At 40.5% G+C, this 14,653-nt stretch carries 13 protein-coding genes and 1 pseudogene; all 14 read right to left on the bottom strand.

Annotated elements, in window-relative coordinates:
• Nucleotides 1–359 precede the first annotated feature (359 nt).
• The 14 genes and pseudogenes from safA to BMX30_RS11250 all read right to left on the bottom strand — a co-directional run bounded on the left by safA (nt 360) and on the right by BMX30_RS11250 (nt 14,651).
• The gene (safA, locus tag BMX30_RS11310) at nt 360–965 is read right to left on the bottom strand and encodes a SafA/ExsA family spore coat assembly protein (protein ID WP_090745252.1); all 606 of its coding nucleotides are present in this window, start codon (nt 963–965) and stop codon (nt 360–362) included.
• A 69-nt stretch (nt 966–1,034) separates the two neighbouring features.
• On the bottom strand, nt 1,035–1,514 hold the full coding sequence (rraA, locus tag BMX30_RS11305; protein ID WP_090745248.1) for a ribonuclease E activity regulator RraA: 480 nt from the start codon (nt 1,512–1,514) through the stop codon (nt 1,035–1,037).
• 377 nt (nt 1,515–1,891) lie between these two features.
• A pseudogene (mutM, locus tag BMX30_RS11300) lies at nt 1,892–2,700 on the bottom strand (bifunctional DNA-formamidopyrimidine glycosylase/DNA-(apurinic or apyrimidinic site) lyase).
• A 406-nt stretch (nt 2,701–3,106) separates the two neighbouring features.
• The gene (locus BMX30_RS11295) at nt 3,107–3,841 is read right to left on the bottom strand and encodes a CBS domain-containing protein (protein WP_244532567.1); all 735 of its coding nucleotides are present in this window, start codon (nt 3,839–3,841) and stop codon (nt 3,107–3,109) included.
• Nucleotides 3,842–3,959: 118 nt separating this feature from the next.
• Complete coding sequence (locus BMX30_RS23540; RefSeq protein WP_170843854.1) at nt 3,960–4,097, bottom strand: hypothetical protein; 138 nt, start codon at nt 4,095–4,097, stop codon at nt 3,960–3,962.
• Nucleotides 4,098–4,155: 58 nt separating this feature from the next.
• On the bottom strand, nt 4,156–5,634 hold the full coding sequence (locus tag BMX30_RS11290; protein ID WP_090745245.1) for an amidase family protein: 1,479 nt from the start codon (nt 5,632–5,634) through the stop codon (nt 4,156–4,158).
• Nucleotides 5,635–5,748: 114 nt separating this feature from the next.
• Nucleotides 5,749–6,888 carry a DEAD/DEAH box helicase gene (locus BMX30_RS11285; protein WP_090745242.1) on the bottom strand — a complete coding sequence of 380 codons (1,140 nt, stop codon included), beginning with the start codon at nt 6,886–6,888 and terminating at the stop codon, nt 5,749–5,751.
• Nucleotides 6,889–7,051: 163 nt separating this feature from the next.
• On the bottom strand, nt 7,052–8,551 hold the full coding sequence (locus BMX30_RS11280) for an amidase (RefSeq protein WP_090745239.1): 1,500 nt from the start codon (nt 8,549–8,551) through the stop codon (nt 7,052–7,054).
• Between the two features lie 133 nt (nt 8,552–8,684).
• Nucleotides 8,685–9,881 (bottom strand): hypothetical protein, encoded by a 1,197-nt coding sequence (locus BMX30_RS11275; protein ID WP_090745235.1) that lies wholly within the window; start codon nt 9,879–9,881, stop codon nt 8,685–8,687.
• Nucleotides 9,882–10,032: 151 nt separating this feature from the next.
• Nucleotides 10,033–11,208 (bottom strand): HD-GYP domain-containing protein, encoded by a 1,176-nt coding sequence (locus tag BMX30_RS11270; RefSeq protein ID WP_090745231.1) that lies wholly within the window; start codon nt 11,206–11,208, stop codon nt 10,033–10,035.
• Nucleotides 11,209–11,374: 166 nt separating this feature from the next.
• Nucleotides 11,375–12,619: an ATP-binding protein gene (locus BMX30_RS11265; protein WP_090745228.1), complete on the bottom strand. Its 1,245-nt coding sequence runs from the start codon at nt 12,617–12,619 to the stop codon at nt 11,375–11,377.
• Nucleotides 12,620–12,860: 241 nt separating this feature from the next.
• Entirely contained in the window at nt 12,861–13,157 is a 297-nt protein-coding gene (locus BMX30_RS11260) for a DUF5658 family protein (protein WP_090745225.1), read from the bottom strand.
• Between the two features lie 146 nt (nt 13,158–13,303).
• Nucleotides 13,304–13,654, bottom strand: a complete 351-nt coding sequence (locus tag BMX30_RS11255) for a helix-turn-helix domain-containing protein (protein WP_090745222.1) — start codon at nt 13,652–13,654, stop codon at nt 13,304–13,306.
• A gap of 70 nt (nt 13,655–13,724) precedes the next feature.
• Nucleotides 13,725–14,651: a type II secretion system F family protein gene (locus tag BMX30_RS11250; protein ID WP_090745219.1), complete on the bottom strand. Its 927-nt coding sequence runs from the start codon at nt 14,649–14,651 to the stop codon at nt 13,725–13,727.
• Nucleotides 14,652–14,653: the final 2 nt, after the last annotated feature.

The raw sequence follows: 14,653 nt of genomic DNA, 5'->3' as shown, positions 1-14,653 counted from the left end.
TGCTGTTGAGGGATTTCACGATGCGTTATGTACCTAATAACTACCTATTGGTTACCTTTCTTCTCTTTGCCTAATCCACTTAGGTCACCAATCGCTTCTATTGGTGACCTTTCTTCTCCTTGCCTCACCCACTTAGGTCACCAATCACTCCTATTGGTGACCTTTCTTCTCCTTGCCTCATCCACTTAGGGCACCAATCAACCCTATTGGTGACCTTTCTTCTCCTTGCCTTACCCACTTAGGGCACCAATCACTCCTATTGGTGACCTTCTCCTCCTTCCCTCATCCATTTAGGGCACCAACGCCTTTAAAAAACACGAAAAAACACCAGCAACATTGTGCTGGTGTTCCTGAATTACCTATTTTTGAATAAACATCTGTGTCCAATAGTGTCCGTATGATCCGCCTGTTGCATGCCCAATGCCGATATGCGTATAAGAGCTATTTAGGATATTGGCGCGGTGTCCAGGACTGTCCATCCAAGCTTTGACAACCTCTTGCGGTGTACGCTGACCTGCCGCTATGTTTTCTCCTGCACTACGGTAAGTTACCCCGAAGCTTTTGATCATATCAAATGGAGTTCCATAGGTTGGACTATTATGTTGGAAATAGTTCTTGTCTCGCATATCCACTGATTTGTACCTCGCAACCCTCGCAAGCTGCCAGTCAGCAGCCAATGGCTTCAGACCATGCTTAGCGCGCTCTTGGTTAGTCAGTTGAACCACCTGATTTTCAATGTTCTTTGCTGCACTGAGATCTGGAATGGTAAGCTTCTGTCCAGGATAAATTAATGCAGGGTTTTTGATGTGAGGATTCGCACCAATAATTTCTGAGAGCCCTACTTGATACCAAACAGAAATCTTCCACATCGTATCTCCCCGGCTCACCGTATGTACCTGTTGAGCGAAAGATACAGTCGGAATCATGACAAGCAATAATAGAGTGATTAATATTCTTTTTAGCATTTTTCACACCTCCTCCTCGATTAGGATGAGGAAAAGGGGTGATTTTATACCGTTAACAAATTAAAATTTTTACAGTAGTTTTTGCTCTGAAACAATGACTCCATCTTGATCCGCATAGACAAACAAGCCAGGTTTCCAATCAATCCCGCCAAAAGTGACCGTCACTTGTTTTTCGCCTTTTCCTTCTTTTTTACTTTTAAGTGGATTGCTTCCTAAAGCAAAGATTCCTACGTCAAGCTTGGCCAAATCCTCCGAATCACGGACACAACCATTAATGATGACTCCGGCTAACTTACGAGTCTCAGCAATACCTCCAAGGCGGTCGCCCATCAACGCACAACGCCGCGAGCCTCCACCGTCAACGACAAGGACACTCCCTTCTGGAATGCTTTCTAATGATTCGACAACAAGTACATTATCTTCGAACACCTTAACTGTTGCTACAGGACCAAAGAACTTTGGTTTTTCCCCGTAGGACTTAAACTCACTTTGGCACACCTCTAATTTACTAGCGTAATCATCACAAATGTCAGCTGTTTTAAAGTCCATTCTTTTCTCCCCCTATTAATCCTTTTAAAAGATAGTTCTCGAAAAGGACGGGGTTTCCTCTTTTTCTTTTAATTTTTTTATGCTGTTTTCGTAAACTATGTTGCTAAAAACAAGTAGTGGTTGATTTCCGCTTCAGGATGCTCGCTTTCCGCGGGGCGTGCGGTGAGCCTCCTCGCTCGTTCCTCGCTGTGGGGTCTCACCTGACCCGCTGCTCCCGCAGGACACTGAATACCATCCTTGAATCAGCCCACGCACGAGAAAATGTGTAGTTCATTTTCGAGGAGTCTCGCACCTTCCGCTCCAATCAACCGGTTTCATAAAAAGTTCTCACAAAAAACAATAACCTTTTAACAGACAATCTTCTATAAAGTGACCCCTCACCTTTGACAATTAGGACAATAAAACATTTTTCGTGAGGATACCATTTCTTTTACAAGGGTTGATTGGCACCTAAAACAAGGTTCACCTTCGCGGTCATAGACACGGCATTGTTTGTCATAGCCTCCAGTTTTCTGGTCATTTTTAAAAAGAGGGTTATCCATATAGCCACCCGCTTCAATGGCTCGATGAAATACGGTTTTCATCCCATGGAATAACGCCTGAAATTCGGATGACTCCAGTTCTGGAAACTTTCTCACTGGTTTAATGCTAGCCTCGAAGCAAATCTCATCTGAGTAACAGTTCCCGATTCCGGCGATTACTTCCTGATTGACGAAAGTCGTTTTCACCATCCTTTTCGGTCAGCAAAGATTTCATGGAACTTTTCATAGGTAAACCCAGGATCAAGAGGCTCGGGACCTAAGTCACTTAATTCAGATGCTAATTCCTTTGCATTGTACAAATGAAGGAACCCTAGCCGCAATCCAATAAAATACAGCTTCTGTTGACCAAAGGAAAGGGTAACTTGCTTCGTTCGGTCGGGATTGTCCTCGTCACTTCCATAATACATCCAGCCTCCAAGCATTAAATGTAGCAAAAGGCTTTTGCCCGTGCTCAACTCAAAAATCAAATGCTTCGCACGGCGACCCACGGCTGTAATTGTCTTTCCTTTAAGTTCTTCCACAAACTGTCTTGGTGGGGCATTTATCGTTTTGTCACGATTGACTTCAATATCCGTTATCGGTTTTCCAACAATCCGTTCACTTAACAATCTCCGGTACGTTTCCATTTCCGGTAATTCCGGCATAGTTCCGCAGCTCCTTTACCATGTCTTTTTCTTAGTATGTTTGAGGAATGGAGAAGCATACGTAGAAAAGCGCAAGCGCCCTGTTCAGCGGCGTATGGCCTGGAGCGCTCCAACTGAGATAAGATTTTTCTTAGGGCTTTAGCCCTTAGAAAAATCAATCGGGTTCTTACGGGCAGTTGAGAAGCTACTGCCCGTTAGAACGCGGTAAAGGAAACACGAAGAGCGATAGCGCATTCGTGCTTGACTTATCGTAGGGCGGAGAGCGAAGGACACTAGCCGCTAGGGTGCTGGAGCTGGCCATTTATCTAAGCTAAAACTTTTAAACTTTCGTATTTTATTAAGAAAAACAAGACCTCCGTTAAGGGAGGCCTTGTCTTGGCAATTTTATTAAAAGTTACCCTAAAATTTAATCGTTCCCTTTCGGATCTGGATCCAGCAGATCCCATGGGGTAAGAATCGCTTTCGGCTTGCTATTAGGTCCGCCATTTTCGCTCAGGATTACCGCCTGAAGCTTTTTATCTTCAGCATGATATTGATCAAAAAGTTCCTCTACTTCAAAAAGATTGGTCGACTCTTTAATGAAATCCACATAATATTTTTTATTTGTGCGGAGTAACTGATTAACTTGCACGTTCTCCAGCGAAATTACATTACTGTTTAATTGCTTTGCCATCCATCGAATGATATCGGATGCTGTTAGCAGACCTTGGTACTCATAATTTTTATTATAAATCGGGAAACGAGTGAAATCGAATTTATTAATAGCCTTTAGTACATCCTTTAAAAAGGCATCTTCATAATAGTAAAAGACGGGAGTCGATGAGATGCTCATCGCCAATGGTGGTTTTTCAAAATTCGCAGCAATACTTTCAATCCGATTGACCACTTGACGATGGGGTTCGGCAATATAGTAATCCGTATCCACCTTTTCATGAACAATGGCATTTCTCAGTTTGGCAAACTGGTACAATTCATTTTTATATTTCCTAATAATCGAGTGATTCTTGAAACCAGTGTTTAACAGTTCGACAAAGGAGTCGTTATGTGCATCCTTTACCATATCCTTCAAACACCTATGTATTCGGTTGAAGGCCACCTCAAACTGGCCTGACTGTGTTCGTTCAGTTTTCTTCTTCTCCAAGACGGTTCCCTCCAATTATGAAGTAACATGTCCATTGTACCTTAAAACAGGCCAAAAGCCACAGAAGGTGCCCCCGTTAGTACGGAAAGCACCTTTTATTTATATAAAACACTAACTGTTAATCAGATGGATTGCTTGGGCGATTCTTTTCCTTGTCACTTGTGGTCCATTCAACTAGTTCTTCACTTACGTTTTGACCCTTTTTACGGTTATTGTTACGCTGCGCGCCTGGATTTCCATACTTTGTCCTTCCCATGTCACTCGACTCCTTTTAATAGGATTTACAAGTGTAGTTTGAGCAAATTTTAAGAAGATTATGCTTCAGCATTAGGTTCGATAACCGGGGCTTTTCTTACATTTGTTGCTTGTTCAAAAGCATAGGCCAGTTTTATTAGAGTAGCCTCGCTATAAGCCGTTCCTGTAAAAGTAAGGCCGAATGGCTCCCCATCCTTCGTATAACCAGCTGGGACCGTAATCGACGGATATCCCGCTCTCGCTGCAATATCACTTCCATGGTCATGCGGAAACACAAGCGCACTCACACCATACTCTTTTAAAGCAAAGTCAATTCCCTGTTCCGTTGACTGATATTGATCATGCTCAAGAGCTAGAAGGTACTGCTCTTCTGTAAGAGTCCCACTCGTCTCTTCAGACTCAATCAGTACTGCTTGTCCAAATTTTAAGGTGCGTTCCATATGATGCTTATTAAAAGCAATAATATTTGTCAGATTGCGTATTTTAACAGTAGAAGGAAGCTGATTTAGATACGCATTCACTCCGACTTTAAACTCATATGTTAAAACATCATAGCCCCATTCTGCGTTAGCTGAAGGAATGTGGACATCCTTCACCGCTGCACCAAGTTGTTTTAGTTTCTCGACTGCTTTTTCAAATAGCTGGCGTTTATCATCCGATAAGCCATCGTAAAAGGCGGAATCTCTTGGAACACCAAGTGTTGCCCCTTGTAGCCCTTTTTTATCAAAAAGGTAATTGTTGATATCTATTGTTACTTGGTTCGTTCCTGTAACCGGGTCATGTTCATCAATACCTGAAATCACTGAAAGGAGATAGACCGCATCCTTTACGGTTCTAGCCATCGGTCCAGCAGTATCTTGGGTATGAGAAATCGGGATAATGCCGCTTCTACTAACAAGTCCGACCGTTGGCTTGATGCCCACAAGTGAATTTTGCCCACTCGGATTTAAAATCGAACCTGATGTCTCCGTACCCACAGCAACAGCAGCAAGATTCGCCGCCACCGCCGAACCAGAACCAGCACTCGATCCTCCGACGATGAATTTCTTCGGGCCATATGGATTTAACACCTGTCCACCCCTTGAACTATAGCCAGTCGGCATATCATTTGCCATAAAATTGGCCCACTCCGTCATATTTGTTTTCCCTAAAATAACCGCGCCTGCTTTGCGCAACTGTGCGGCAACGAAGGAATCCTCCGGTGAAATTGAGTGCTCAAGGGCTAGCGAGCCGGCACTGGTGTGCATTTTATCATGCGTATCAATATTATCTTTCAGTAATACTGGAATTCCGTGAAGCGGACCCCGGGAACCATGGACTTTTCTTTCTGTATCTAATGTGGCAGCAATCTGCAGAGCGTCGGGATTGATTTCGAGGATGGAATTAATTGCTTTATCAATTTTGGCGATTCTACTTAAATACATTAGAACGAGTTGCTTTGCAGTTAGTTCGCCACTTTCCATCTTGGTCTGCATTTGATCAATTGTTGCTTCAGGTAGCCATTCGTCGAACAGTTTCTTTAACTTAGGATTTTCCATTTGATGATATCCTTTCTAATGAGGTTCTTACCTATAAAATTCGTTTACATGTTGATAAATCCTGCTTATAGCGAAAAAAGCTATGGCGATATACCATAGCTTTTTCAAATTCTTTTATCTAGCGTCGACGATTTGCTCTTTATAAAATTCTTTTTGTGCTGGAACAACTCCCAGCTCCTTGCAAAACTTCTTCAGCTCGCGCTCTTCTCGTTCATTAACGATGCTGATGACTGTTCCCTCAGCTCCAAAGCGACCCGTCCTGCCTGAGCGGTGAATATATTGCTCACGGTCACGAGGGAAATCATAATGAACCACATGAGTGACACCTTTAATATCCAGGCCACGTGCAGCAATATCCGTAACAAGAAGCATCTCATTTTCCCCCTCACGGAACTGCTTTAGGTTTGCCTGTCGTTGCTGTTTAGTCAGCTCACTATGAAGCATCCTTGCAGGGATATTTTTGAAATTCAGCTTTTCAACAGCTACTTGAAGATTGCCAATATCTTTTAAGAAAATCAGACCTTTAAATTGTTTTAACCGTGATAGTTTCTCAAGGATTTTAATCTTATCACGTTGCTCGCTGATAAAATAAAGATGTTCAACTTCTGCTGAAACGATTGTTGAGTCTTGTTTAATTTTAATGACTTCTGGATTCTTAGTAAGTTCTCTCGCGGCATTCTCCGTGTGATTCGGTAGTGTCGCTGAAAATAACAGAACTTGACGGTCAGCAAGCGTGGATTTAATGATGCTATCTAACGTGTTACGATGCTCAGGTGTTAACAACTGATCGCCTTCATCTAGAACGATTGTTTTCACTTCATGCATTTTTAACTTCTTTTGTTTAATTAGCTCATTCACCCTGCCAGGTGTACCTACAATAAGGTTCGGGCTTTTTTTTAGCTTCTCTAATTGGCGTTTTGGATTGGCTCCACCTATAAGTGAAGTGGAAGTAATTCCGCTGCCCGCTCCCCATTTTTGCACCTCAGAAAGAATCTGCATGACAAGTTCCTGAGAAGAGGCAAGAATCACAGCCTGAGCGTTTTGCTTCTTAGGATCAATTTTATTTAAAACTGGCAACAAATACGCCAGCGTCTTCCCCGTTCCAGTTGGCGACTCCGCGATTACATCCTGTCCAGCAGCGATGAGAGGAATCGTCTGTGCTTGAACATCCGTCAGCGTCGAAAATTCGGCTTTGCTCCAAGCCTCTTGTATAAATGGTTTTAACTCACTAATAATAGATTGATTTTCAGTCATTTCCGTCTCCTTTAATACACTTTCATACTTAGTCCTAAATGAATACTAGCGTAAAACCTGCCGATAAGTCTAGTATACCCGGGAATATGTTGACATAAAAAAAGAAACAGCAAGAATGCTGCTTCCTGTCATTCACTTTATTACAGATCATCCCTTTTTCAATCTAAGCCATAAATGGATTCCTGTTTACATCAACCCACAAACTAGTTTGTTCCAGTTCTGCTGCCAGTCTAAAGAGCTTGTCTTCCTGACCTCTTGCAGCGATAAATTGGACTCCACTCGGAAGTTGGTCCTTGGTTAAATGAAGAGGTAAAGACATCGCTGGCTGGCCAGTCAGGTTCGCGAGCTGAGTGAATGGTGTCCTTAGGAGGCTCTTTTCTGCAAGCTGATCGACAATCCCAGCTTTTTTTAACAAACCTCCAGCACCTGTTTTACCTGCAAGATTCATCAACCACTTTTCCGCTCCGCTTGGCTCTAATTCGCCAATTTTAGCTGGTGGAAAGGCGGTGGTCGGAGTTACATAAAAATCATAACGTTCATGAAATGTTTCCATCGTAAAGGCTGCTTTGTCCCACTCTCTAATACTTAGCACAAACTCCTCAGCAGAGGTGGCTTTACCTAGCAGACCTAAAACCCATGTCGTTGGTTCAACATCACCAAACTTTGCCTTTCTCCCTAAAACCTCTTCAAGCAGGGCAATCGATGCAGCAACTTCTCCGAAATAGAGGGTGAAATAACTATTGGCGATTTTTTTGCCATCGACAGGAGCAGCCACTTCCTCCACCTCATGGCCCATTTCTTCTAATAATCGAACCGTTTTCATGACGGCCTCGATGCACTCTGGGTCCACCTCTGTCCCTAATGGGGAATTTACCGAAAAGGCAAATCTCTTTTGTTTGCCAAGTGGCTTACTGAGTTCCGCTAGATAACTTCCGTCAAATCGCGGGGTATAAAAAGCTGCTCCTTTTTCATAGCCGACAAGCTCGTCAAGCATCGCAGCACTATCTCTAACTGTTTTTGTCAGCACGTGATCAACGGAAGCCCCCTGCCAATGGCGCCCGAGATTGGGACCCACAGGGACCCTCCCTCTTGTTGGCTTTAACCCAAACAACCCACAATAAGCTGCGGGGATTCTGATGGAACCCCCACCATCATTTGCCCCAGCGATTGGGACAATTCCAGCCGCAACTGCTGATGCCGAGCCACCACTAGAGCCACCTGGTGTATGCCCTAGATTCCATGGATTCCTTGAGGGACCATATAGCTCCGGCTCAGTAATCCCCATCAACGCAAACTCAGGTACATTGGTCTGTCCAATAAAAACAGAGCCTGTTTTACGCAAGCGTCTCACATATTCTGAATCGGTAGACGACCGATAATCTTGTAAGGCCCTTGATCCCGAATTAATCGGTTCACCCTTAACCTCCTGAGTGATGTTCTTAAGCAACATCGGGACGCCTGCAAACGTTCTAGTTAAATCTACCGTTTCCGCATCCTGTCGAGCCTTATCGTACATTTTATGAATAATAGCGTTCAACTCAGGATTCACAGCCTCCGCACGTTGAATCGCCGCTTCCGTCAACTCCAGCGGACGAACCTCCTTCTTTTTCACCAGTTCCGCAAGCCCCAGCCCATCTAACTCCTTCAACACATCACCCAACATTTAAACTCCCCCGTTCAATGCTTCTATCGTACCCTATGTATTCTCTTTCACCGTGTAATATCCTTTATTTAGGATGGAAGAACCCTGGAAGGTGCCTGGCACCTTCCAGAGGTTAACAATTAAAAAAGGCAGCTTAAAGCGGCTGCCTTTGTTGATTTTCTCGATATTTCTTTGTATAGGAATAAGCTAGTAATCCAAACATGAGGATAAATTGAAAAAAGAAGACAGCAGCGTCCCAAAAAAGAATACTAGTTGCTGGTTCTAAAAAACCTGGCATAACTAATAGCCCTGCATGAACAATCAGTGGAACATTGTAAAAAGCTGTGATTGCAATGGTAACCATTACTCCAACCAAATAGAATATTGCATAGGGGCGAACCCATTTTTCTTCGCTTTTAAACATTGGGCTCTTTTTGTCTGTTTGGTTGTATGGAAACCAGCGCTTTAGGAAGCTCTGTCCACTTTCCATAAGATTGTAACAACCTGACCAATTTTCTAGTACATAGTACAGATCCGTTTTCATATATACACAGAATTGGTAGATAATCCGAATAAAAGTACTCACAACTATCACTTTAGAAATGCCAACAACATAACCATGTCCAGCAAAAATTAATTGTGAGATTAATGCCAGGAACATAACGCCAGCATCAAAATACATGCCAGCTAAGTACAGACGATACCTCTTTTCTGGCTGAAGTGACCAAACACGGGACATATCAGTTTCAAGAACGATAAAAAACAAGCGATGCCCTAGCTCAATCTTAGTTGGCAACCCCTCAGCACGGACGGCAAGGACATGACCAATTTCATGAACAAGGACAAGTAAGAAGGAAATACTGAGGAAAACTAAAATATTGTAAATCATTAAATCAAATAGAAAAACATCATTATAGACTGGAAATAACTCAGGTTTTACTATCAGCAAAACAATACTAGCCAAAATAGCGAAGACATAGAGAATAGTTGAATAACGATTGAAAAAGAAACGGCCTATTCTTGGAGAAATCCAGCTCAGGCCATTATTTTTTTGTTTCACTTTTGTCTTTTTAGGGATTATTTCCCCATCTAGGCATTCAACAAGCCCCAACTCTAGGAGATCTTCTATAAAACTCTCAATATCCACATCTTCTTCTGGATATTTATCTTTAAGGACCTCCTCAATTTGATAAAGCAATTGACCCTCATTTAACATCGAAATTGCATCAATACAAATTGTAGGCATTTCATAAAATTCACCTGATAGGGTATCCTCTACGATGAAACCTTTCTTATCTTTGCTAATGCGCAAGGGATATAAAGTCAGTCTAGAATGTTTGGTTACGACCATAAGGACCCCCAATCACACAAAATAAGTGAATCAAAACGAGCTGAAGTACCCCAAACCAAATTATGGTTTAATAAGAAGACACCACCAACAAGTTGTTTTAACCTTTTTTAGTTTACGGATTTTCATGACTTCACCTCCTCTCAAATTGACTTTAATTATTTTGATACGAGAGATTTTCCGACCAATCATAATCCCCATGAAACTTTACCCATTCAGGATAAACCTTTTTAAATAATTCAACCAATTCTGGGTCAAACTGTGTCCCTTTTCCCTCTATAATTCTATTGTAAGCATCATCCACTGGGAGCGCAGAACGATACGAACGTGATGATGTCATCGCATCAAAAGCATCCGCAATTGAGACAATACGGGCTAATTGTGAGATTTCTCTACCCTTTAACTGATCTGGATAGCCTTTTCCATCCCATCTCTCATGGTGTGACTTAATGACATCAAGGCTTTGGTCAAGCCCTTGTACTTTCTTAACTGCTTCTACTCCAACAACAGGATGAGTCTTAATAACATCAAATTCTTCTGACGTAAGCTTACCTGGTTTCATTAAGATTTGATCTGGTATATTCACTTTCCCAATATCATGTAACAAACAAGCATAGTGGAAAGAATTCAACTCATCTTTGTTGTATTTTTCTGTTTCAATTGCCAATGATCGGGCATAGTGAGCGACTCTTTCACTGTGTCCTCTAGTATATGGATCTTTAAGTTCAATGGTTGCAATTACGCCTTTAACTATTCCTCTTAACTGCTCGTCATATGAGGTTTTATATGCTTGAAGGTAAGCCTGAAATCGTTTAAGTAATATATAGGCAATGGCAGTTACAAATAAATATAAGATTACAGGAAGTAAGACGCCACTAGATTGCAATATTAACCCAATAATTAGGTACTTTATGACCATTCCAATAAAAACGAAACGGAAAAAATTCGTATTTACAAACATGGGGGTAAACAGAATAATGAATACCTCAACTATATTCCCCGTCTGGTACTCCAAGTTACTTCCAAAATAATAGACTGTATCGTTAATAATAGAAAGAAATAGGTATACCGAGATAAATACATACTTAACCGAACCTAGTTTACCTTTTTTAATCATTAGAAAAATAACTAGAAGGAGAGCAAAAAGCAAAAGGTAATAAACATAACCTACTCCCGGTAACCCTGGTTCAACATTACTAATATACTTTTTATAGATGAAATTATAAAAAATGTCATACACAACAGAAATGAGATAAAACATAATAAGGAACCATTTTAAGGCTCGCTGCTCCTCATGCCTTAAGCTCGGGTTAAGAAAATCACTTCGCATTTTTTAGACCCCAATACCAATATATTTAAATAATTCCATGTCTCATGTCTCTGAATTAAACAAGAAAATACTCCGCAAGAAAAACCGCCATAAATCGACACTCTTTTATTATTATAATTATAAACCAAAAGTACTACTACTAGCATAGAGCATTATGAAAATATTTTTAAGAATTTCTGAAATCCAATGACTCCGGTATAACAACGGTAACTCTCGTCCCTTTTTTAGGGCTGCTAGAGATGTCTAGCTTACCATTATGCTCTTCAAGGATTTTCTTCGTTACCATCAACCCCAGACCTGTACCATTTGGTTTGGAGGTATAAAAGGGCTCTCCTAATTTTTCAATCTGTTCGTGAGGAATCCCTTCCCCTTCATCTTGAACACTGATTATAAACTGATTTTCTATTAACTTAGCCTTTATATCAATATTCCCGCCATCCATCATGGACTCGATTGAGTTTTTTATAAGATTCAAAAAAACCTGTTTCATTTGGTTCTCATCACAATATAAATACGGTAATCCTTCTTCTATTTCTGTCCGTATGGCGATAGATTGCCTTGATGCCTGTGGTTCATTAATTGAAACTACATAGCTTAGTATCTCTTCGATGCTTGCATAGGACTTCGTTGCCCCAGTCGGTTTCCCTAAGATTAGTAGATCAGAAACAATTAAGTTAATCCGATCAATCTCATTTAACATGATAGGATAATAATTTTCGTTTTGTTTATCTCTTTCTTGTTGAAGTTGCGTAAAGCCCTTCAATGCTGACAGCGGGTTTTTGATCTCATGTGCGATCGACGCCGCCATTTGTCCTACAACAGCAAGCTTTTCTTTTTGCTTAGCATCTTCATAGGCATAAACCATCCCATTAACGTAAGAAATAAAACGAGATAATAAAATATATCCAAAAATACTTAGAAAGAAAATCAATGCTATAGGGGCAATGACAGATACACTTTTAAAAATTAGCCCTAGCAAACCATATTTTAATATCAAGGAAACAGCAACAGTCCAAAAAAACCTTTTACTAATGAATACTGGCACAAAAATCAAGAAGAATACCTCAACGATATTACCACTCATATACTCTGTTTTACTTCCCCAGAATGACAATAAATTATCTATCAGGTCTACGAGAAGGAAAGTAAAAAACAACCAATACTTTACTTGAAACGGATTGCCTCTTTTAATCAAATAAATGATTACAGGCAAAACCAAGAAGAGGAGAAAATACATCAAAAGGCCTAGGCCATTACTAGGACGCCCTATATTTTCCTGATAAAAATATGGAATTAAGTAATAATATACTAAGTCGTATCCTATAAAAACCACATAAAATAAAGGAATAAACAATTTCATTGCCTTTACTTCTTCATTCTTTAACACTTCTTTCCTGGTACCCTCATTCATATTTCTAGGATCTCCTCTGACTAATGAGTCTCAACCAATACTATTTATGTTGATATAGTTATATTTACACTATAGTAACATTCTACTATTATTCTATTATCTTATTATAAATGATTTATTTTGGATAGATGAACTCAGGAATGTCCATAATTTACTTGATAATATGGAATACTTTAGGGGAATTGGCTGTAATATTCAGCTATGCGCAGAAAAATAAAAAAATGGCTGATTTTTATCATCCTTAAATGGTAAGAATCAGCCACCAGCAGTGGAGACCAAACACAATTGTGTATAAAAAAGAAGCTGTAAACGCAATACCCTTAATCAACCTTGATGCAGGGACCCTTTTAAATACAATAAACAAATACAGAAACAATGAAAGAGAAACCTTTGTTAAAACAAATAAAGCCGGGTGGAGATGATAAATCTTGTCCATGATGGGGTTCATTTCTGTAATCAATGCCTTTTCAAGTCCATAATAGGTCACAAAAGCATCAATTAAATTGAGTAAAGAGAGATAATGAAATACTCGGACCATAAAAAACTCCTTATGACTGGTTGTTTAACACAAGCAGAATTACACTATAACGAACAACCGAGTGAAAAAATAAATATCCATTTAATAGATATTGTATACAGGAATCTATGTTTTTATTCTTCCATCATAAAAGGAGAGAATACCAGTTAATCGGCCTTTTCCTCCTTTAGTGTTTGGATCAACCCCTTAATTTGCTCTAATTTTCTCGGACTCATATCCTCAGCGGAAAGTTCAATCTCAAATTTAAAAGTACCCTTTATTTGAATGGGGGACTTTGATATAACAACCGTCCCCTCATCCTTATCAAACCGCACAAGATCCTCCACATCCACTTCAAAGGTCTTTGCCAATCTATGTAAGATATCTAAACTAGGATTCGTTTGGATATCTCGCTCGATCAAACTTAAGTAAGATTTCGATATTCCCGTCCGCTCACTTAAGGTATCCAAAGTAAAGCCCTTTCTTCTACGAAGCTCTTTTAACCACTTTCCATCCATTCGGTTACCTCTCCTTCTTCTTAAGATGCATTATCGTCCATTCATCAAAGCTCCTTCAGTCTTTATAAAATCAACCACCTAACCCTTTAGTAACAAGCGTAATCACTAGCGGACCTAGGATGACAATAAATAAAGCTGGGAAGATAAAAAACACCATCGGAAAGAGCATTTTTACCGGTGCCTTCATCGCTTGTTCCCTAGCTGCCTCTTTTCGTTGTTCCCGAATTCTGATTGTTAAGTTGCGAAGAACCTTCGCCATTCCAATTCCTAGCTGATCTGCTTGAATCAAGGAATTGATGACACTCTGAAATGAATCGGAAGGAACTCGCTTTCGCAACTCATAAAAAGCCTCTCTTCTAGACATCCCAAGCTTCATATCCTCTAGTGTTTGGATAAATTCATCTGCGATGGGTCCCTTCATCTTTCGTGATACATCTGCTAAAGCCAAATCCAAGCCCATTCCGGCCTCAAGTAACAGGTTCACGGTATCGAAAAAGTCTGGCATCCCTTTATTGATCTCTTTAATCCGCGCTTTTGATTTTTTACCTAAATAAAAAATCGGTAGGCGGTACCCAAGAATCGAGACAGTTATCACTAGCATCCAGCCACTTGTTTTTGCTTCAACAATTGGCAAGAACAATAATGCCATCGCTAATCCTCCACCAACAGCAAGAACCAGTTGAAACAAGCGAAAGTCAATCGCTGTTTTAAAAGGATAGCCTGCATCACGTAATAGGTTATCAATTTTCCGTTTGTCGGCTCTTGAAATTTTTCTATTAAGATATTCCGTCCCTTTTTCCCAATACACGGCGATTAGTCCGGAAAATAACCTCCGTTTTGACTTTACATCCTGTTCTTCTCTCCTAATATTTTCACCAAAGTATCTGGTCACACGCTCGTTTACAGCAAGCTCTCGTTTATATAAGGTAAGGAGTGAAGCGGCAATCGTTAAGGTAAAGAAGCCCGCTGTTAATAATAAAAGCACTAGATTTACCATTT

The organism is Mesobacillus persicus (assembly GCF_900109925.1).
Classification (GTDB): Bacteria; Bacillota; Bacilli; order Bacillales; family Cytobacillaceae; genus Mesobacillus_B; species Mesobacillus_B persicus.
The sequence above is the reverse complement of the archived record's forward strand: the minus strand, read 5'-3'. Positions and strand labels throughout refer to the sequence as shown.

Excerpts from the sequence above, each read along its gene's own strand:
- safA (WP_090745252.1), bottom strand. The coding sequence starts at position 965 with ATGCTAAAAAGAATATTAATCACTCTATTATTGCTTGTCATGATTCCG.
- rraA (WP_090745248.1), bottom strand. The coding sequence starts at position 1,514 with ATGGACTTTAAAACAGCTGACATTTGTGATGATTACGCTAGTAAATTA.
- BMX30_RS23540 (WP_170843854.1), bottom strand. The coding sequence starts at position 4,097 with ATGGGAAGGACAAAGTATGGAAATCCAGGCGCGCAGCGTAACAATAAC.
- BMX30_RS11290 (WP_090745245.1), bottom strand. The coding sequence starts at position 5,634 with ATGGAAAATCCTAAGTTAAAGAAACTGTTCGACGAATGGCTACCTGAA.
- BMX30_RS11285 (WP_090745242.1), bottom strand. The coding sequence starts at position 6,888 with ATGACTGAAAATCAATCTATTATTAGTGAGTTAAAACCATTTATACAA.
- BMX30_RS11280 (WP_090745239.1), bottom strand. The coding sequence starts at position 8,551 with ATGTTGGGTGATGTGTTGAAGGAGTTAGATGGGCTGGGGCTTGCGGAA.
- BMX30_RS11275 (WP_090745235.1), bottom strand. The coding sequence starts at position 9,881 with ATGGTCGTAACCAAACATTCTAGACTGACTTTATATCCCTTGCGCATT.
- BMX30_RS11270 (WP_090745231.1), bottom strand. The coding sequence starts at position 11,208 with ATGCGAAGTGATTTTCTTAACCCGAGCTTAAGGCATGAGGAGCAGCGA.
- BMX30_RS11265 (WP_090745228.1), bottom strand. The coding sequence starts at position 12,619 with ATGAATGAGGGTACCAGGAAAGAAGTGTTAAAGAATGAAGAAGTAAAG.
- BMX30_RS11260 (WP_090745225.1), bottom strand. The coding sequence starts at position 13,157 with ATGGTCCGAGTATTTCATTATCTCTCTTTACTCAATTTAATTGATGCT.
- BMX30_RS11255 (WP_090745222.1), bottom strand. The coding sequence starts at position 13,654 with ATGGATGGAAAGTGGTTAAAAGAGCTTCGTAGAAGAAAGGGCTTTACT.
- BMX30_RS11250 (WP_090745219.1), bottom strand. The coding sequence starts at position 14,651 with ATGGTAAATCTAGTGCTTTTATTATTAACAGCGGGCTTCTTTACCTTA.